This is a genomic window from Pseudomonas sp. HN2 (assembly GCF_020736465.1).
GTDB lineage: Bacteria > Pseudomonadota > Gammaproteobacteria > Pseudomonadales > Pseudomonadaceae > Aquipseudomonas > Aquipseudomonas moraviensis_A.
In genome coordinates this window covers 5,694,902-5,712,643 of record NZ_CP085885.1, presented here as the reverse complement: position 1 = coordinate 5,712,643, position 17,742 = coordinate 5,694,902, and the positions used below count along the sequence as shown (strand labels likewise).

Sequence of the window (17,742 nt, the reverse complement as noted above, 5' to 3'; positions counted from 1 at the left end):
TCGTTCCCACGCAGAGCGTGGGAACGATCAGCCCCGCACTTGGCGGGGCATTTTTTTGTACGACGGTTAAGGCTTACAGCCCATCCAGCATCGCTTTGTTACGCACAGCACCCTTGTCGGCACTGGTCGCCAACAGGGCGTAGGCCTTGAGGGCGGTGGTCACTTTGCGTGGACGCACCTCTACCGGTTTCCAGCCTTTCTTGTCCTGCTCGGCGCGGCGTGCCGCCAGTTCTTCGTCGCTGACCAACAGGTTGATCGAGCGGTTCGGAATGTCGATCAGCACTTTGTCGCCATCCTGCACCAGACCGATCGCGCCACCGGCCGCAGCTTCTGGCGAAGCGTGACCAATGGACAGGCCGGACGTACCGCCGGAGAAACGGCCGTCGGTGAGCAGCGCACAGGCTTTGCCCAGGCCTTTGGATTTCAGGTACGAAGTCGGGTAGAGCATTTCCTGCATGCCCGGGCCGCCTTTCGGGCCTTCGTAGCGAATGATGACGATGTCGCCTTCCTTCACTTCGTCGGCAAGAATGCCGCGCACGGCGCTGTCCTGGCTTTCGAAGATCTTCGCGTTGCCTTCGAAAACGTGGATCGACTCATCGACACCGGCGGTTTTCACCACGCAACCATCCTGCGCGATGTTGCCGTAGAGCACGGCGAGGCCGCCTTCTTTCGAATAAGCGTGCTCGAAGCTGCGGATGCAGCCGTTTTCACGGTCGTCATCCAGGGTTTCCCAGCGGGTCGACTGGCTGAATGCGGTCTGGGTCGGAATGCCCGCAGGACCTGCCTTGAAGAAGTGGTGCACCGCTTCGTCGCTGGTCTGGGTGATGTCCCACTTGGCAATGGCTTCTTCCATGCTGCGACTGTGCACGGTCGGCAGGTCGGTGTGCAGCAGCCCGCCACGGGCCAGCGAACCGAGGATGCTGAAAATGCCGCCGGCACGGTGCACGTCTTCCATGTGGTATTTCTGGATGTTCGGCGCGACTTTGCACAGCTGCGGCACGCTGCGCGAGAGACGGTCGATGTCGCGCAGGTCAAAATCGATCTCGGCCTCCTGGGCAGCAGCGAGCAAGTGCAGGATGGTGTTGGTCGAACCGCCCATGGCGATGTCGAGCATCATTGCGTTCTCGAACGCCTTGAAGTTGGCGATGTTGCGCGGCAGCACAGAGTCGTCGTTCTCGCCGTAGTAACGCTTGCACAGCTCGACGATGGTGCGCCCGGCCTGCAGGAACAGTTGTTCGCGGTCGCTGTGGGTGGCCAGGGTGGAACCGTTGCCCGGCAAGGCCAGGCCCAGTGCTTCGGTCAGGCAGTTCATCGAGTTGGCGGTGAACATGCCGGAGCACGAACCGCAGGTCGGGCAGGCGCTGCGCTCGTACTCGGCGACTTTCTCGTCAGAAGCGCTGGAGTCGGCGGCGATCACCATGGCGTCGACGAGGTCGAGACCGTGGGAGGCGAGTTTGGTCTTGCCGGCTTCCATCGGACCGCCGGAAACGAAGATCACCGGGATGTTCAGGCGCAGTGCAGCCATCAGCATGCCCGGGGTGATCTTGTCGCAGTTGGAAATGCACACGATGGCGTCAGCGCAGTGGGCGTTGACCATGTACTCGACGGAGTCGGCGATGATCTCGCGGCTCGGCAACGAATACAGCATGCCATCGTGGCCCATGGCGATGCCGTCATCGACGGCGATGGTGTTGAATTCCTTGGCCACGCCACCGGCGCGTTCGATCTCGCGGGCGACCAGTTGACCCAGGTCCTTCAGGTGCACGTGGCCCGGGACGAACTGGGTGAACGAGTTGGCGATGGCGATGATCGGCTTTTTGAAGTCGTCATCCTTCATCCCGGTGGCGCGCCACAGTGCGCGGGCGCCGGCCATGTTGCGGCCGTGGGTGGATGTTTTCGAGCGGTAATCTGGCATGGAGCACTCCGGGCGGCTAATCACGTACTAAAGGGGAGTGAGCTTCTGTTGACCTCTGAAACACCCGAAAAATGGCCGTGTGTCCGGAAGCTGCCGATGACGTTGCGGGATCGCCGCTGGTCTCAGCCTGAGCTCATAAACCCGCCGGGGATGAATGGCGATGAATGAGGCGATTCTACACCGCTGGCGTCGTGAGGGAATGCCGCAAAGCGTTGTTCCCGTGCCCAAGGCGCTCGCTCAGTGACGACTGGCACGGTCAATGGTCGCCCCCCGGCATTACCGGATCACTGCGCAGGTTGCGGGTGCGACGGCCAATCACGCTGTTGAGCAGCAGGGATATGCCGCTCAGCGCCACAAATCCGTAGCCCAGCGTCGCTTGCAGGTTGGTCGGGCCAAGGCTGATCAGGGCGCTGACCAGCCCGCCACAGATAAAGATGATGGTGCTGCCGGCAGACGCCGACGCGCCGGCGTTTTCGGTGAACAGGCTCATGGCCCGGGAGGTGGCCGGTGGCCGGGAAATGGTGGTGCCCGCCGTGCAGATCAGCATCGGAACAAGCACCGTCGCAGCTGACAGCTCATGGTTGGCGGCCAGGTAGAGCATCACCAGACCCGAAATCAGGATCAGACTCTGTCCGGTGAAAATCTGCTGTTGCGCATTGATAAGCCGGTTCAACACGCTGGCGAGCAAGCCGCCGAAGACATAGGAGGCGCCGTAAATCAGCAGGATCAAGGCGAAATCGTAGGGGGCCATTTGCAGCTGCTCCATGAAGATCAGCGGCGAAGTGACGATGAAGGAAAAGTGGCAAGCGAAAGCGAACGCGGAAATCAGCCAACAGCTGACAAATTCGAAATTGCCCAGGACGCATTGGTAGGACTGGATGAAGCCCAGGCGGTTGGCATCATGAGGAGGACGGCTGTTATCGAGCAGTCGCCAGGTCTTGAGCAGAACCACGGCGGCCAAGGCGATGAACAACCAGAAGCTGCCGCGCCAGCCGAACGTGGCTTGCAGAAACGTGCCCGCCAGCGGCGATACCGAAATGAAGATCCCCGTCGCGGTGACCATCAGGATTCGCAGGCGGTCACGCTCGTTCCCTGCAAACAGATCCTGCACCAGAGCCTGGGACAGCACGAAGCACCCGCATCCCAGTGCCTGCATCACCCGAAAAATCAGAAACAGCGTGTAGTCATTGCTCAGCACACAGCCAAGGGCGCCGAGCAGCGACACAGTCATGCCGGCGAGCAGCAGACCCTTGCGGCCGATCACGTCGGACAGCGGACCGATCAGCAGCTGGGCAAACGCAATGCCCACGGCGAACAGACTGATCGAGAGTGCAATGTCGCTCGGGGATCGATCAAAGTGTGCCGCCAGCGCCGGGAAGGACGGCAAGAGCACATCCAGCGGGAACACGCCGAGCAGGATCATTGCCAGCAACAGGCTGACGGCGCGGCGCTGTTGGCGGCGGGTAACTACCCGGCTGTGTTTATCCATCGATCAATCCTGCCTTGGCGAACAGTGTCTGGTTGTGGGGCAGTGCAAAGAAACCGGCCTTGTGCAGTGCCTCCAGTGTCGGTTTGCAGCCGGCGCGGGCACGGGCGCGGTTGGCCGGCACCGTCGCCATGCCGCCGACGATTTCCATCACGTCGCTGTCAGCGATACCGACTGAACGCAGGCTTTGTTGCAGCCAGCTTTCGTCGGCTTCGAAGAAAATCGAAATGATCTCCACCAGCGTCTTGCTGACGAACAGGCGCTGCCGACTGTTCATGGCGATCCAGAAGTAATGGAAGGCTTCAGCAAAATAACGACTGTGCCGGGCCTCGTCGGCGAGGTGATCGCGCAGCATGTCGTTCACGCTGGAAACCAGCGTGTCGCGACACACCTCCAGCAGCTCCCGGGCAATGATGGTTTCCGAGACGAATCCAAGAAGAAACCAGGCCAATGCGCGGTTCCTCTCCGGTGCGCGCGCGATCAGGGCGTTCATGCGGGTGATGCGCCTGGGGATGACAGGGCGTCGGGTGATGTTGTAGAGCGCGGCGATCTGTTCGGCAATCTGGTTTGAGAACAGTGCGTGATAGCCCTCGTCGGTATATAGCTGCAGCGCCGCGTGCTTCATCGGCAGTGGTATGTAGATGGGCAGCTCCCGGTGCACGATGACTTCCACCGCACGGTTGACGATGCGATGTTCAAGCAGCGTGGTGTAATCGAGGAAATACACAAGGTGATTGGCGGTCAGGCGATGCAGCGTTTCGCGACCCTTGGCCTGGATGGCGGGATGCGCCAGATAGGGCAGGAAGGCCGGGGGAAACCAGTAGCGCGTTTGCAATTGCTGCTCGACATTCGCCGGCAGCCGGTAGTCATGAGTGCTGCTGCGAACCGACGCGCGGCTTTCCCAATCGGGAAGGGTAAATTTAAGCGACCATGACACCGGGGCTTCGCCCTCATCCAGCGCTGTTGAAATCATGACGGTACCCCGCACAGCAGATCGCGCATTTCCTGGCACATGGCCTGACCATCGCTTTCTCCGCACCCGACGAAGAACAAAGGCTGCTCGGCGCTGCCTTCGAGACCGAGCAGGGTTTCGACCCGGGCGTCGGCAAACGCGCCCGTCAGCCAGGTACTCAGCCCCAGTGTTGTCGCCACCAGTTGAAAGGTTTGCGAGAGATGACCCGCATCAATGAACGCCATGCGGTAGGCGCGCGAATGTTCGTACTTCCACCAGAGTCGATCGAAGCGCGCGGTGATGAACAGGCCCAGCGGCAGGTTATTGATGAAATGCTGGCCGCCGAGCAATTGCCCCAGCTCTGGGTCGGGCAGCGGATTTACCGGGCTCAAGGCGTGCTCCGCAGGGTGATAGGCATAGATGCCGGGTTCGAGCCCGGAGACATTCTGAGCGAGAAGAAAGCCCTCACAGGCGTTCAGGCCGCCGCCTGACGGACTGCTCCGACGTTCGCCGAGGCCTGGCGCGACGGGGTCGTCGTGCGCGTTTTCCCGCGCGGGGAGATAGCCGAGGGTGAAATACAGAAGCGTGCCGACCTCGTCCAGGGTCACCGCAGCACCGGTATAGGATCGGCAGGTCTTCCGCTGCAGCAATGCCTGAGTCAGGCTGTCTGCATTCACATCACACGGTGCAGGCAGGGCGATAAGCGCTGCTGCTGATTGCCGGGTTCTGGGATTGGCGGGTTCCGGGGTTGCCAATACTTCGCGGCAGTGCGCCAGGTATTGTCTTGACCACTCATGAATGTTTTGCGGCACATGTTCGCAAGGGATGTTTTGTGTGCCGATGTGAAAGATCTTCGACAGCTCATCCCAGCCCCAATTCGGACTGTCTATTTTTGCAATGGTTAGAATGCCCGCGTGCAGAAGTTGTATGTCTATTATGTTTTGCGGGTCATACAGATTCGGATTGTTTATAAGTTGGGCGAGGCGAGTGGAGTAGTCAAGATCAAGCTCGTGTTGAGTATGTGTCTTATAGTTCCATACAACCTGTCCGGGTGGGCGCGGCAATATAAATAGAAAAGGACTGATATACATTTATTCAATTCACTCAAGGGAAGTCTGAAGGACGCCGGAGTGCCGGCACTCTCCGGCGTCCAGACTTGCTTAGCGGGTTTTGGCTGCAACCAGGAAGGCCAGGTTGGCGAGTTTGTTTGTTTCCAGATAAATGGTTTTCATGATGTGAACTCCTTGTTCATAAGTAGTTGAAGTCGCCTCATGGCGACAACTTCATAATAGTTTGTAATCGAATATTGGCAAGGGGTTATTAAGTAGGAATATTCCAGTAATTCTGTCGGAGTGATCTAGTGTTGGATATCTATCGTGTAGGTTAATTTTCCATAACTAACAGGCGTGGCGAAACGTCCTGCAAGAAAGTTGGAAGATAATTGTAGGAACACGATAAGACACTCATGGCGAGTGTGAAGAAAGGCGGGAAGGTGACGCAAAAAAAACGGGGAGCTCAGTGGCTCCCCGTGTTCAACCGCATTCAGCTATTGGGCAGCAGACGGCAGGTGATGCTCTTGATGTAGCGGGTTTCGGCGATGGCCGGATGCACCGGATGATCCGGGCCCTGGCCGCCACGCTCGAGCATCTGGATATTGCGGTCCAGGTGACGGGCGCTGGTCAGCAGGATGTTCTGCAGATCATCTTCCGGCAGGTGCATGGAGCACGAAGCACTGACCAGAATGCCGTCCTTGGTCAACAGGCGCATGGCTTGCTCGTTCAGACGACGGTAGGCGCCTTCGCCATTCTTCATGTCTTTCTTGCGTTTGATGAACGCTGGCGGATCGGCAACGATCACGTCGAAACGCTCTTCGCTGGCTTTCAGTTCCTTCAGCGCTTCAAAGACATCGCCTTCGATGCAGGTCATCTTGTCAGCGAAACCGTTCAGCGCAGCGTTGCGCTCTACACCGTCGAGGGCGAATGCGGAGGCGTCGACGCAGAACACTTCGCTGGCGCCGAACGCCGCGGCCTGCACGCCCCAGCCACCGATGTAGCTGTACAGGTCCAGCACGCGTTTGCCTTTGGCGTAGGGCGCCAGACGCGCGCGGTTCATACGGTGATCGTAGAACCAGCCGGTTTTCTGACCTTGAATGACCGGTGCCTCGAACTTCACGCCGTTTTCTTCCAGCGCTACCCACTCCGGTACCAGACCGAATACGGTCTCGACGTAGCGGTTGAGACCTTCGGCGTCGCGGGCGGCGGAGTCATTCTTGAACAGAATGCCACTTGGCTTGAGCACTTGGGTCAGCGCTGCGATCACGTCGTCCTTGTGCGCTTCCATGGTCGCCGAGGCGATTTGCACCACGAGGATGTCGCCGAAACGATCGACCACCAGACCCGGCAGCAGGTCGGAATCGCCGTAGACCAGACGGTAGAACGGCTTGTCGAACAGACGCTCGCGCAACGACAGCGCGACGTTCAGGCGATGCACCAGCAGCGACTTGTCCAGTGCCAGTTTGATGTCGCGCGAGAGCAGGCGCGCGCAGATCAGGTTGTTCGGGCTCATCGCTACGATGCCCAGCGGCTTGCCACCGGCGGCTTCGAGCACCGCCTGATCGCCGGCCTTGAAGCCGTGCAGAGGCGTGGCGGCCACGTCGATTTCGTTGCTGTAGACCCACAAGTGGCCGTTGCGCAGGCGACGGTCGGCGTTGGCTTTGAGGCGCAGGCTAGGCAGGGACATGACGTCGCTCCGGAAAAAAGAGCGGGAGTATAGCGTGTTGCGGTTTGCGCCGGGCTGAGGATGCGATGAAACGCTGATGATGCCTTCGCGAGCAGGCTCGCTCCCACAGGGGAATGCATTTCAAGTGTGGGAGCGAGCCTGCTCGCGAACGGGACCGCGAAGATTACGCAGCCAGTGCGTCAATCAGGGCCTGGCTGAACGCCGGCACATCATCCGGCTGGCGACTGCTGATCAGGTTGCCGTCCTTGACCACTTCCTGATCGACCCAGTTGACGCCGGCATTGACCAGATCGTCCTTGACGGTCTTGTAGCTGGTCATGGTCTTGCCATTGACCAGCCCCGCCGAGATCAGCAGCCAGCTGCCATGACAGATCACGGCAATCGGCTTGCCCGCCGATGCGGCGGTCTTGACCAGATGCTGAGCATCCTGGTCGATTCGAATGGTGTCGGAATTCTGCACACCGCCCGGCAGCAGCACGGCATCGTATTGATCGATGCTCACCGCCTGGAAGGTGTTGGCGACGGGGAAGTCGTCCGCCGGTTTGTCATGGTTCCAGCCTTTGACCGTGCCGGCCTCGGCGGAAAGGATATCGACCTGCACGCCGGCCTGTTCCAGGGCATCCTTGGGACCGGTCAACTCGACTTGTTCAAAACCATCGGTAACCAAAATAGCGACGCGTTTGCCATTGAGGGAAGTTGCCATCGGTAAGCTCCTGAGTCTGTGGAGATTTTGCCTTCGCAGCGAACCGTCGAGGTCCGATGCGCCCTACAGAGTCCGAAGCCTGAGCGCGGATGAAAGTTCCGGCTATGTGCCCATCGGTGTGTCGCCCTGCCGTTTCAGCGGTTAGAATCGCCGCCTGCCCCGGAGTGTGTACTTATGTCCCAAGAGCTGACCACCGAACAGATTCAACAATCGCTGCAAGGCATCAGTGTGCCGGCGCAACCGCAGATCATGGTGGATCTGCAAATGGAGCAGTACATGCCCGACCCGGACCTGGAGGTGATCGCCAAACTGATCTCCCAGGATCCCGGCCTGTCCGGCGCGCTGCTGAAAATCGTCAACTCGCCGTATTACGGCCTGAGCAACAAGATCACCTCGATCCAGCGGGCGGTGAACCTGTTGGGCAGCCGTTCGATCATCAACCTGATCAACGCGCAGTCGATCAAGGGCGAGATGAACGACGACACCATCGTCACCCTTAACCGTTTCTGGGACACCGCGCAGGATGTGGCGATGACCTGCCTGACCCTGGCCAAGCGCATCGGCACCCAGGCCGGTGATGAAGCCTATGCGTTGGGCCTGTTCCACGATTGCGGCGTGCCGTTGATGCTGCAGCGCTTCCCCAATTACATGACCGTGCTGGAAGAGGCTTACGCCAGCGCCAGCCCGGACTGCCGTGTGGTGGATACGGAAAACCGCGTGTTCAACACCAACCACGCCGTGGTCGGTTACTACACCGCCAAGTCCTGGCGCCTGCCGGAACATGTCAGCGCCGCCATCGCCAACCACCACAACGCGCTGGCGATTTTCAACGATGAATCGTCGAAGAACAGCCAACTGAAAAATCTCCTGGCGATCCTGAAAATGGCCGAGCACATCTGCGCCTCGTATCGGGTGCTCGGCAACCAGAGCGAAGATTTCGAGTGGAATGCCGTTGGCCCGCTGGTGCTGGATTACGTCGGTCTGTCGGACTACGACTTCGAAACGCTCAAACAAACGATTCGCGACCTCGGCGCGCATTGATCCGAGGACACCATGCCTGAACTGCCGGAAGTCGAAACAACCCGTCGCGGAATTGCCCCGCACCTTGAGGGCCAACGGGTCAGCCGGGTCATCGTCCGCGATCGGCGCCTGCGCTGGCCGATCCCGGAAGACCTCGATGTGCGCCTGTCCGGGCAGCGCATCGTGCTGGTCGAGCGGCGGGCCAAGTACCTGTTGATCAACGCCGAGATCGGCACGCTGATCAGTCACTTGGGCATGTCGGGCAATCTGCGCCTGGTCGAGGCGGGGTTGCCGGCGTTGAAGCACGAACACGTCGACATCGAACTGGAATCGGGACTGGCCCTGCGTTACACCGATCCGCGACGGTTCGGCGCGATGCTGTGGAGCACCGACCCGCTCAATCACGAGCTGCTGATTCGCCTCGGTCCGGAGCCGCTGACCGATCTGTTCGATGGCGAGCGCTTGTTCCAGCTGTCACGCGGCCGCGCGATGGCGGTCAAGCCGTTCATCATGGACAACGCGGTGGTAGTCGGAGTCGGCAATATTTACGCGACCGAAGCGCTGTTCGCCGCCGGAATCGATCCGCGCCGCGAAGCCGGGGGCATTTCCCGCGGACGTTATCTGAAACTGGCGATCGAGATCAAACGCATCCTTGCCGCTGCAATCGAGCGGGGCGGCACAACGTTGCGCGACTTTATTGGCGGTGACGGTCAGCCGGGCTATTTCCAGCAGGAGCTGTTTGTCTACGGCCGCGGCGGTCAGCACTGCAAGGTCTGCGGCACCGGCCTGCGCGAAGTGAAGCTTGGCCAGCGCGCCAGCGTGTTTTGCCCGCGCTGCCAGACCTGAAAAATCCTTGGGTCTATAGTGAGAAGTCTCACTGTTCAGCCCGAAGGATCGTGCCATGAAAGTCCTGCAAGTCTTCTTCGTCACGCTGCTGCTGTGTTCCAGCCTGCTCGTTCAGGCCTCGGAAAGCGGCAGCGGTGACCCCCGTTACACCATCCAGAATCCCCCGGCATACGCCATGCTCGGCGACCTGCTGATTGCTCGACCCTTGCTGGTGGTGGCGACGGTGATCGGTGCGGGAGCGTTTGTGGTGTCGTTGCCGTTTACCGCGCTGGGTGGCGGTGTTGGCGATGCCGGACAGGCGCTGGTGGTCGACCCGGCGAAAGCAGCGTTTGTGCGGTGTCTGGGGTGTACGGGGGAGGGGTTCGAACAGCGCGAGTGAGCTGATCGGATTTCAGCGGTGTGGCTGATGGCCCATTCGCGAGCAGGCTCGCTCCCACAGGGGAATGCATTGCAAAATCCGGGAGCGAGCCTGCTCGCGAAGAGGGCCAGACGGGCACTGAAGAGATCAGGCCTTGCCGGTGATCTTGCGGTATTTCTCCATCAACTGCTCTTCAGTCTCCGGATGGGCTTCGTCCAGTGGAATGCAATCCACCGGGCAGACCTGCTGGCACTGCGGTTCGTCATAGTGGCCGACGCACTGGGTGCACAGGTTCGGGTCGATCACGTAGATCTCTTCGCCTTGGGAAATGGCGGCGTTCGGGCACTCGGGTTCGCAGACGTCGCAGTTGATGCAATCGTCGGTGATGATCAGGGACATGCTAACTCCAGCCGGGGCAGCAGGCCCGGGCGCTATAAATCAATGCGCGCAATTGTGCCGCATTGGCGAGCGCAGTGCACGCGGGGGCGATCAAGGGCTGCAAAACAGAGATCGCAGCCTTCGGCAGCTCCTACAAACAAAGATTCCAGCCTTCGACAGCTCCTACTTTTTGAAGCGCAGGGTCAGTGCGTCGGCCACGGCCGGGTGAACGAACTTGCTGATATCGCCGCCCAGCGCGGCAATCTCCCGCACCAGCGTCGAGGAAATGAACGAATAACGCTCGGACGGTGTGAGAAACAGGCTCTCCACATCCGGCGCCAGTTGACGGTTCATGTTGGCCAGCTGGAATTCGTATTCGAAGTCCGACACCGCGCGCAGACCACGCAGGAACACATTGGCGTTCTGCTCTTTGGCGAAATGCGCAAGCAGCGTCGAGAAACCGACCACTTCCACGTTGGGCAGGTGTCTGGTGACCTCGCGAGCCAGTTCGACCCGTTGTTCCAGCGGGAACAGCGGGTTCTTTTTCGGGCTGGCGGCGACCGCAATGATCACGTGATCGAACAGGCGCGAGGCGCGTTCGACCAGATCGCCATGGCCCTTGGTAATAGGGTCGAAGGTACCTGGGTACAACACTCGGTTCATCGCGTCGTCCTGGCGGGAGTCAGTTGAGGAGTCGGATGGTATCGCAGCCTTCCCGGTCGGCCAAGTCGCCTGTTCGGTAAGAAAGCACTATAGGCGATAGGAACAGGCTGCTTTTTCATGGATTTTTCAGTCGATCCGCCAGGGCCGTTGCCAGTTGCGCGGTCAGGCCGTACACCGACAGCTGCGGGTTGGCACCGATGCTGGTGGGGAACAGCGAGCCGTCGTGGATCGACAGATTACTGAGCTGGTGATGGCGACCGAGGCTGTCGGCGACCGCACTGTTCGGATCTTCACCCATGGCGCAACCGCCCATCACATGGGCACTGCCCAGTCGCGTGCGGTACAACTCCAGGCTCAACCCATCGATCAGCGAGCGCGCCTCAGACAGTGTCTTCACATAGCGACCGTCGGCATGCATCGGCATCACCGCTTGCGCGCCGCCGGCGAACTGAATCTCTGCCATGACGTGAAAGGCCCGGCGCAAACCGTCCCAGGCGTACTGCGAGACCTGATAGTCGAGCACTGGCGAGCCGTCGCCGCGCAGTTCCACCGAGCCACCGCTGCTGTCCGGGTGAAAGCCGTCGCGCAGCAGCGCCAGCATGGCGTGGGTGTGCGGCAGGTCGGCCATGTGTTGCGCGTTCTCGCGGCCGAAACCGCCGAGCAGCGTCGCCGCCAGCGCCGGGTGCAGCGGTGGTACTTCGAGCTTGAAAGCCATCGGGCCGGTGGTGCCGTCCTTCCACTGGAAATGGTCGGAATAGATGGACTGCGGCGCGCCGTAAAACGGATTGACCACCTCGGCGAAACGCGCGGCGGACATGTTCACCGGATGCAGGAAGGTACGCTTGCCCAGGCACGCATGCGGATCTGGCGCGTCCGAGCGCAGCAGCAACGCCGGGCTGTTGATGCCGCCGCCGGCCAGCACGTAATGCCGCGCCTTGACCGTAATGCTGCGCCCGGTCGGCTCGACGCAGCGTTCGTCCATTGCCACGCAATGCAGCCCGGTAACCTTGTCGCCGCTGATCAGCAGCTTCTCCACCCGCGCCAGATACAGCAGCTCGCCGCCCTTTTCCAGCGTCGCCGGGATGGTCGTGACCATCATCGATTGCTTGGCGTTGCTCGGGCAGCCCATGCCGCAATAGCCGAGATTCCAGCAGCCACGCACGTTGCGCGGGATCACGTGCCAGCTGTAGCCGAGTTGCTCGCAGCCTTTGCGGATCACGTCGTTGTTGGCGTTAGGCGGCACCATCCATGGGGCGACGCCGAGGCGCTGCTCCATTTTTTCGAACCACGGCGCCATCTCTGCCGGGCTATGGCCTTTGACGTTGTGTTCCCTGGCCCAGTGTTCGAGGGTCGGTTCGGGTGTGCGAAAGCTTGAGGTCCAGTTGATCAGCGTCGTGCCGCCGACTGCGCGGCCCTGCAGGATAGTGATTGCGCCGTCCTTGCTCATCCGCCCGATGCCTTCCTGATACAGGCTGCTGTAGGCCTCGTCCTCAAGCAGTTTGAAGTCCGAACTGGTTTTCAGCGGGCCTTCTTCGATCAGCAGGACTTTGTAGCCGGCTGCGCTGAGGATTTCCGCTGTGGTGCCGCCGCCGGCGCCGCTGCCGATGATCGCCACATCGGCTTGGAGGGTGAGGTCGTCGCTCAGTTGCGCGCCGTTGTAGGTTTTCCAGCCTCGGGCAAGGCCTTCGCGGAAGGGGTCGGGTACGGGCATCGATCAGGTTCTCTTTATTATTTTTGGATGCGGCGGTGTGGCGGCCGACCTCTTCGCGAGCAGGCTCGCTCCCACATTTGAAATGCATTTTCCTGTGGGAGCGAGCCTGCTCGCGAAGAGCGCGACGCCGATCTCAAACTTTAGGCGGCCCGGGATAACCGCAATGCGCCCAAGATTCGGCGCGGGTGTACCAGGCCATCATTACCATCTGCTGCAACGAGCTGTGGCCCATGCGCAGCAGGCTCAGGGAACTGTTCTCCCAGCGTTCAAGGAACTGCCGCATCGCGTCGGGACTGGCGTTTTCCCAGCTGCCCCAGATTCCGGTCAGCGGCCCACGGGTCACGGCCATGCCGAGCACATCGAACAGTTGTCGAGTGAGCTTGAGCATTTCCGGCGACAGGTGATCGAGGCTGTAGTCCAGCGACTTCAGTGTGCCGTCGACCGCTGCGGGCATTTTCTCCGCCGCCACAGCACCGTCGAGCATCACCGGGATCAGCGCGCGCAGAAACAGCAGATCGCCGTCGCGCAAACTGACAAAGCCGTTGGCGCTGACGCTCGACGAGCAGCCAGTCAGGCTGGCGCCAAGGCCGGCGGTGGCGAGAAACGCCGTGGCGCCGAGGCTGAATTTCAGCAGGCCACGGCGCGACAGGGCGGGTGTTTCAGTCAGGCTTGGGTGCATTGTTGTTATTACCCGGGTCGACAGCGTTTAGCGGATGAACAGTTTCTGAATCAGTTTCTGAATCGATGTGCCATATGGCGGGTAGATCAGCCGGGCCGCGTTGAACCGCTGTTTGATCAACACGCCTTTGGCCTTGCTGAAGGTCAGGAAACCTTCATGGCCGTGGTAATGGCCCATGCCTGACGGACCGATGCCACCGAAGGGCATATCGTCCTGGGCGACGTGCAGCAGGGTGTCGTTCAGGCACACACCGCCGGAATGGGTCTCGTGCAGCACGCGATGCTGTTCGCGCTTGTCGTAGCCAAAGTAGTAAAGAGCCAGAGGACGAGGGCGCTGATTGATGTAAGCGAATGCCTGCTCCAGATCGCGATAAGGCACGATCGGCAGCAGCGGGCCGAAGATTTCGTCCTGCATCACGCTCATCTCGTCGCTGACATTCAGCAGGACGCTGTGCGACATGCGCCGGCCCTGGCCTTGTTCGAACAACGGGATCAGCAGCGCGCCCTTGCTGGTCGCGTCGCTGATGTAAGCATTGAGCCTCGCCAACTGGCGTTCGTTGATGATTGCCGTGTAGTCGGCGTTGTCCGCCAGGGTCGGGTAAAAGCCTTTTACGGCCTGACGATAGGCCTCGACAAAAGCGCCGACGCGGTCTTCCGGCACCAGCACATAGTCGGGGGCGACACAGGTCTGCCCGGCGTTGAGGGTTTTACCGAAGGCGATGCGTTCGGCGGCGTCCTTCAATGGCACGTCTCTGGAGACGATGGCCGGCGACTTGCCGCCCAGTTCCAGCGTCACTGGCGTCAGGTTCTCCGCCGCCGCACGCATGACGTGTTTGCCGACGCTGGTGGAACCGGTGAACAGCAGATGATCGAAAGGCAGACGCGAGAACGCCATGCCGACATCCGCTTCGCCCAGCACCACGCAGACCAGGTCTTCAGGGAAGATCCGCGCGAGCAATTGCTTGAGCAGCAGCCCGGTCGCCGGGGTCGACTCGCTGAGCTTGAGCATCACCCGATTGCCCGCCGCCAGCGCGCCGACCATCGGCCCTACGGCCAGATACAGCGGGTAGTTCCACGGCACGATCACACCGACCACGCCCAGCGGCTGATAGACCACTTTCGCCGAAGCCGGCTGGAACGCCATGCCGACCTTGCGCCGCGAGGGCTTCATCCATTTCTTCAAATGACGGCTGGCGTAGTGAATGCCGTGCAGGCTCGGCATCAGTTCGGCGAGCAGGGTTTCGTCGGCGCTGCGGTGACTGAAATCGGCGCTGATCGCCTCGATCAATGCCTGGCGCTCGGCGTTGAGCAGATCGCGCAAAGCCTTGAGCCACTGCTGACGTTGCGCGGCCGGCGGCATCGGGTTGGCGGCATACGCCGCCCGTTGCGCCTGGAACTGCCGGTCGAGGGTTTCAGCAGGCTGTTGCAGGGTTTGCAGGTAGGCAATGTCGGCAGTCATCACAGGCTCCGGATTTTGTTGTAATGAGCACTTTTTAGAGTCGATGCTCTAGAAAGTCAAACGACTTCCGCGCACGTCAGTGTTTTATCCATTTCCGGTTAGGTCGTAAGATGCGCCGTCTACGCACTCTGAATTAAAGCTCAAGCCATGGCCCCACGAATAAAAACCAGCGAGCGCATCGTTCAGAACAGCCTGGAGCTGTTCAATCAGCAGGGCGAGCGCAGCGTCAGCACCAACCACATCGCCGCGCACATGGAGATTTCTCCGGGCAACCTGTACTACCACTTCCCCAACAAGCAGGCGATCATCGCCGTGTTGTTCAGTGAGTACGAAGCCCTGGTGGACAGCTTCCTGCGTCCGCCCCAGGGCCGCCCCGCAACGGTCGAGGACAAGCGTTTCTATTTGAAGGAACTGCTTTCGGCCATGTGGCGCTACCGCTTTCTGCATCGCGACCTCGAGCATCTGCTCGACAGCGATGCGGAACTGGCTGCGCGTTATCGGCGCTTTTCCCAGCGTTGCGTGATCCAGGGCGCAGCCATCTACGAAGGCTTTGTCGCCGCCGGCATCCTGAAAATGGACCGCGTACAGATCGAATCGCTGACCCTCAACGCCTGGATCATCCTGACCTCGTGGGTACGCTTTCTGTGCACCACACGGGAAAACTCCAACCACCTCAGCGAACAGGCCGTGAAGCGCGGCGTGTATCAGGTACTGGTGCTGGAAGCGGGGTTTGTCACCGATCAGGCGCGTGATGAGGTCAATGCTTTGTTCGACGAGTTCTATGTGCCGCTGGCGCAGGCCCTTGAAGACGTGAAATAAACCGTTCAGCCGAATGCCACAGGAGCCCGATATGTCGATTGCGCAGTTGATCAGCCCACAAGCTCTGGACGCTCGCAAAGAGCAGCCGGGGCTGGTGATTCTCGATTGTCGTTTCGCCCTTGAAGATCCGGACTACGGCCAGCGCAGCTACGCCGAAGGGCACATTGCCGGGGCAAGTTTCGCCGATCTGGAGCGTGATCTGAGCGGTAAGGTCGAGAGGGGCGTGACCGGACGTCATCCGTTGCCCGAGCCGGCGGCGCTGATCGAACGCCTGCAAGCCTGGGGCATCAGCAACGACAGCGATGTGGTTTTGTACGATGACGGCCCGGGTGCCTACGCGGCACGGGCGTGGTGGTTGCTTGCATGGTTGGGCAAGCGCGACGGCGTATTCATTCTCGATGGCGGGCTCAAGGCCTGGCACGCCGCCGGTCTGCCCCTGAGCCTGGATCCGCCGAGCGTGACGCCGGGTAACTTCAGCGGTCAGCCGGACATGAGCCTGCTGCTCAGCGCCGAGCAATTGCAGCAACGCCTCACCCAGCCAACGCTGACCCTGCTCGACGCCCGCGCCTTGCCGCGCTTCAAGGGCGAAGTGGAACCGATCGATCCGGTCGCCGGGCACATTCCCGGGGCGCAATGTGCGGCGTTCACCGATAACCTCGGCAGCGACGGACGATTCCTGCCGGCGGAGCAGCTCAAGCAGCGTTTCGCTGCGAAACTGGGCGATCGCTCGCCGTCGGAGCTGGTCGCGTACTGCGGATCCGGCGTGACGGCGTGTCACAACCTGTTTGCACTGTGTCTGGCCGGCTATCCGCTGGGCGCACTGTATGCCGGATCGTGGAGCGAATGGATCAATCAGCCTTCGCGCGGCATTGCCACCGGCGAATAATCACCGAGTCCCCTGTAGGAGTGAGCCTGCTCGCGATGGCGTCGGCACGTTCAGCATCGCGTCGACTGACACACCGCCATCGCGAGCAGGCTCGCTCCTACAAGGGATATACGGCGTTCACTGACTGGTTGCAGCGAGCCATTGCGGTATGCGCCGCTCCAGGTAATACCCGGGCCGGCGCAGCGAGCCGTCGACGAAGCCGACATGACCGCCCCGCGTCTGCAATTCGAACTGGGTGCAGGCTGACAACTCATCGGCTTGCGGCAGGCTGTGGGGAAATACGAACGGATCGTCCGCTGCCTGAATGATCAGCGTCGGCGTGCGGATCTCGCCAAGGTAGTAGCGGCTGGAAGCGCGGCGGTAGTAATCCTCGGCATCATTGAAACCATGCAGTGGCGCGGTGACCCGGCCATCGAAATCCCAGAACGTGCGCATGTTCTCCAACGAGCCGAGTGCGGCCAGTTTCGCCAGGCCGTCTTCGCGCCCGTCATGCTGGAACTGGCGCTGCTTGTTCTTGATGTAGGCGACCATCTCGCGCATGAAGTGCGCCTGATAGACCCGCGAGAATCCCTGGCCGATGCGGTCCGCGCACTGATCCAGCCTGAACGGTACCGACACTGCCACTGCGCCGAGCACGCCGCTCTGGCTGCCGGTTTCGCCGAGGTGTTTGAGCAGCACGTTGCCGCCCAGGGAATAGCCGACCGCATACAACGGTGCCAACGGACGTTTCGCGCGCAGGTGCTGGATGGCTTCGGCAAGGTCTTCGCTGGCGCCGGAGTGGTAGCTGCGCGGCAGCAGATTCGGCTCGCCGGAACAACCACGCCAGTTCAGTGCGACGCTGGCCCAGCCCTGGTCGGCCAAAGCCTTTTGGATGCCCGCCACATAGGGTGAATTGGAAGAACCCGTCAGCCCGTGCAGCACCAGCACCAGCGGCGCCTCGGCGCTGTGCGGGCCGTGCCAGTCGAGATCGAGGAAGTCGCCGTCCTCGAGCCACAGGCGTTCGCGCTCGCGCTCGATGTGCACGGTTTTGCGCCACAGCGGACCCCACAAGGTTTGCAGATGAGGATTGCCGAGGCCGAAGGCGGGGATGAAGCGTTCTGGCGAAGGGGGCACAATGATTCTCGATGGG

At 60.9% G+C, this 17,742-nt stretch carries 17 protein-coding genes; 5 read left to right on the top strand and 12 right to left on the bottom strand.

Features of this window, described 5'->3' with window-relative positions:
- Nucleotides 1–73: 73 nt before the first annotated feature.
- The 6 genes from ilvD to LIS66_RS25395 all read right to left on the bottom strand — a co-directional run bounded on the left by ilvD (nucleotide 74) and on the right by LIS66_RS25395 (nucleotide 7,795).
- On the bottom strand, nucleotides 74–1,915 hold the full coding sequence (gene ilvD / locus LIS66_RS25420) for a dihydroxy-acid dehydratase (RefSeq protein ID WP_024014684.1): 1,842 nt from the start codon (nucleotides 1,913–1,915) through the stop codon (nucleotides 74–76).
- Nucleotides 1,916–2,171: 256 nt separating this feature from the next.
- Complete coding sequence (locus tag LIS66_RS25415; RefSeq protein WP_227973256.1) at nucleotides 2,172–3,404, bottom strand: MFS transporter; 1,233 nt, start codon at nucleotides 3,402–3,404, stop codon at nucleotides 2,172–2,174.
- Nucleotides 3,397–4,374 carry a diiron oxygenase gene (locus LIS66_RS25410; protein WP_227973255.1) on the bottom strand — a complete coding sequence of 326 codons (978 nt, stop codon included), beginning with the start codon at nucleotides 4,372–4,374 and terminating at the stop codon, nucleotides 3,397–3,399. The genes LIS66_RS25415 and LIS66_RS25410 overlap by 8 nt, the downstream gene beginning before the upstream one ends.
- Nucleotides 4,371–5,444 carry a SagB family peptide dehydrogenase gene (locus LIS66_RS25405; RefSeq protein ID WP_227973254.1) on the bottom strand — a complete coding sequence of 358 codons (1,074 nt, stop codon included), beginning with the start codon at nucleotides 5,442–5,444 and terminating at the stop codon, nucleotides 4,371–4,373. Before LIS66_RS25405 ends, LIS66_RS25410 begins: the two co-directional genes overlap by 4 nt.
- A 451-nt stretch (nucleotides 5,445–5,895) precedes the next feature.
- A complete protein-coding gene (locus LIS66_RS25400; RefSeq protein ID WP_016772700.1) occupies nucleotides 5,896–7,092 on the bottom strand; it encodes a class I SAM-dependent rRNA methyltransferase in 1,197 nt (398 codons plus the stop codon).
- A gap of 163 nt (nucleotides 7,093–7,255) precedes the next feature.
- Nucleotides 7,256–7,795, bottom strand: a complete 540-nt coding sequence (locus LIS66_RS25395; protein WP_064364734.1) for a type 1 glutamine amidotransferase domain-containing protein — start codon at nucleotides 7,793–7,795, stop codon at nucleotides 7,256–7,258.
- A 228-nt stretch (nucleotides 7,796–8,023) separates the two neighbouring features.
- Between LIS66_RS25395 and LIS66_RS25390 the strand changes: the two genes are divergently transcribed.
- The 3 genes from LIS66_RS25390 to LIS66_RS25380 are packed head-to-tail and all read left to right on the top strand — an operon-like array spanning nucleotide 8,024 to nucleotide 10,040.
- Entirely contained in the window at nucleotides 8,024–8,836 is an 813-nt protein-coding gene (locus tag LIS66_RS25390) for an HDOD domain-containing protein (RefSeq protein ID WP_172667857.1), read from the top strand.
- A gap of 12 nt (nucleotides 8,837–8,848) precedes the next feature.
- Nucleotides 8,849–9,661: a bifunctional DNA-formamidopyrimidine glycosylase/DNA-(apurinic or apyrimidinic site) lyase gene (gene mutM / locus LIS66_RS25385; RefSeq protein WP_064364736.1), complete on the top strand. Its 813-nt coding sequence runs from the start codon at nucleotides 8,849–8,851 to the stop codon at nucleotides 9,659–9,661.
- A gap of 55 nt (nucleotides 9,662–9,716) precedes the next feature.
- Entirely contained in the window at nucleotides 9,717–10,040 is a 324-nt protein-coding gene (locus LIS66_RS25380; protein ID WP_042606544.1) for a hypothetical protein, read from the top strand.
- A 126-nt stretch (nucleotides 10,041–10,166) separates the two neighbouring features.
- Here the strand turns inward: LIS66_RS25380 and LIS66_RS25375 are convergent, their stop codons facing one another.
- From LIS66_RS25375 to LIS66_RS25355, 5 genes are all read right to left on the bottom strand, one after another.
- Entirely contained in the window at nucleotides 10,167–10,418 is a 252-nt protein-coding gene (locus tag LIS66_RS25375) for a YfhL family 4Fe-4S dicluster ferredoxin (protein WP_003195146.1), read from the bottom strand.
- Between the two features lie 162 nt (nucleotides 10,419–10,580).
- Nucleotides 10,581–11,060, bottom strand: coding sequence for a pantetheine-phosphate adenylyltransferase (coaD, locus tag LIS66_RS25370; protein ID WP_042606545.1), 480 nt, complete (start codon nucleotides 11,058–11,060; stop codon nucleotides 10,581–10,583).
- Nucleotides 11,061–11,175: 115 nt separating this feature from the next.
- Nucleotides 11,176–12,771, bottom strand: a complete 1,596-nt coding sequence (locus LIS66_RS25365; RefSeq protein WP_064364737.1) for a GMC family oxidoreductase — start codon at nucleotides 12,769–12,771, stop codon at nucleotides 11,176–11,178.
- A 133-nt stretch (nucleotides 12,772–12,904) separates the two neighbouring features.
- Nucleotides 12,905–13,450 (bottom strand): hypothetical protein, encoded by a 546-nt coding sequence (locus LIS66_RS25360; RefSeq protein WP_042606547.1) that lies wholly within the window; start codon nucleotides 13,448–13,450, stop codon nucleotides 12,905–12,907.
- Nucleotides 13,451–13,477: 27 nt separating this feature from the next.
- On the bottom strand, nucleotides 13,478–14,908 hold the full coding sequence (locus LIS66_RS25355; protein ID WP_227973252.1) for a coniferyl aldehyde dehydrogenase: 1,431 nt from the start codon (nucleotides 14,906–14,908) through the stop codon (nucleotides 13,478–13,480).
- A gap of 147 nt (nucleotides 14,909–15,055) precedes the next feature.
- Here LIS66_RS25355 and LIS66_RS25350 point away from each other — a divergent pair, with 147 nt between their 5' ends.
- On the top strand, nucleotides 15,056–15,727 hold the full coding sequence (locus tag LIS66_RS25350; protein WP_016772708.1) for a TetR/AcrR family transcriptional regulator: 672 nt from the start codon (nucleotides 15,056–15,058) through the stop codon (nucleotides 15,725–15,727).
- A 31-nt stretch (nucleotides 15,728–15,758) separates the two neighbouring features.
- Nucleotides 15,759–16,613 (top strand): sulfurtransferase, encoded by an 855-nt coding sequence (locus LIS66_RS25345; RefSeq protein ID WP_227973251.1) that lies wholly within the window; start codon nucleotides 15,759–15,761, stop codon nucleotides 16,611–16,613.
- A 117-nt stretch (nucleotides 16,614–16,730) separates the two neighbouring features.
- On the opposite strand, the gene LIS66_RS25340 is transcribed toward LIS66_RS25345, so the two are convergent.
- On the bottom strand, nucleotides 16,731–17,726 hold the full coding sequence (locus LIS66_RS25340; RefSeq protein ID WP_083353764.1) for a hydrolase: 996 nt from the start codon (nucleotides 17,724–17,726) through the stop codon (nucleotides 16,731–16,733).
- Between the last annotated feature and the right edge of the window lie 16 nt (nucleotides 17,727–17,742).

Bases quoted from the DNA above. Each gene is read 5' to 3' on its own strand.
- ilvD (WP_024014684.1), bottom strand. From the start codon at position 1,915: ATGCCAGATTACCGCTCGAAAACATCCACCCACGGCCGCAACATGGCC.
- LIS66_RS25415 (WP_227973256.1), bottom strand. From the start codon at position 3,404: ATGGATAAACACAGCCGGGTAGTTACCCGCCGCCAACAGCGCCGCGCC.
- LIS66_RS25410 (WP_227973255.1), bottom strand. From the start codon at position 4,374: ATGATTTCAACAGCGCTGGATGAGGGCGAAGCCCCGGTGTCATGGTCG.
- LIS66_RS25405 (WP_227973254.1), bottom strand. From the start codon at position 5,444: ATGTATATCAGTCCTTTTCTATTTATATTGCCGCGCCCACCCGGACAG.
- LIS66_RS25400 (WP_016772700.1), bottom strand. From the start codon at position 7,092: ATGTCCCTGCCTAGCCTGCGCCTCAAAGCCAACGCCGACCGTCGCCTG.
- LIS66_RS25395 (WP_064364734.1), bottom strand. From the start codon at position 7,795: ATGGCAACTTCCCTCAATGGCAAACGCGTCGCTATTTTGGTTACCGAT.
- mutM (WP_064364736.1), top strand. From the start codon at position 8,849: ATGCCTGAACTGCCGGAAGTCGAAACAACCCGTCGCGGAATTGCCCCG.
- LIS66_RS25380 (WP_042606544.1), top strand. From the start codon at position 9,717: ATGAAAGTCCTGCAAGTCTTCTTCGTCACGCTGCTGCTGTGTTCCAGC.
- LIS66_RS25375 (WP_003195146.1), bottom strand. From the start codon at position 10,418: ATGTCCCTGATCATCACCGACGATTGCATCAACTGCGACGTCTGCGAA.
- coaD (WP_042606545.1), bottom strand. From the start codon at position 11,060: ATGAACCGAGTGTTGTACCCAGGTACCTTCGACCCTATTACCAAGGGC.
- LIS66_RS25365 (WP_064364737.1), bottom strand. From the start codon at position 12,771: ATGCCCGTACCCGACCCCTTCCGCGAAGGCCTTGCCCGAGGCTGGAAA.
- LIS66_RS25360 (WP_042606547.1), bottom strand. From the start codon at position 13,450: ATGCACCCAAGCCTGACTGAAACACCCGCCCTGTCGCGCCGTGGCCTG.
- LIS66_RS25355 (WP_227973252.1), bottom strand. From the start codon at position 14,908: ATGACTGCCGACATTGCCTACCTGCAAACCCTGCAACAGCCTGCTGAA.
- LIS66_RS25350 (WP_016772708.1), top strand. From the start codon at position 15,056: ATGGCCCCACGAATAAAAACCAGCGAGCGCATCGTTCAGAACAGCCTG.
- LIS66_RS25345 (WP_227973251.1), top strand. From the start codon at position 15,759: ATGTCGATTGCGCAGTTGATCAGCCCACAAGCTCTGGACGCTCGCAAA.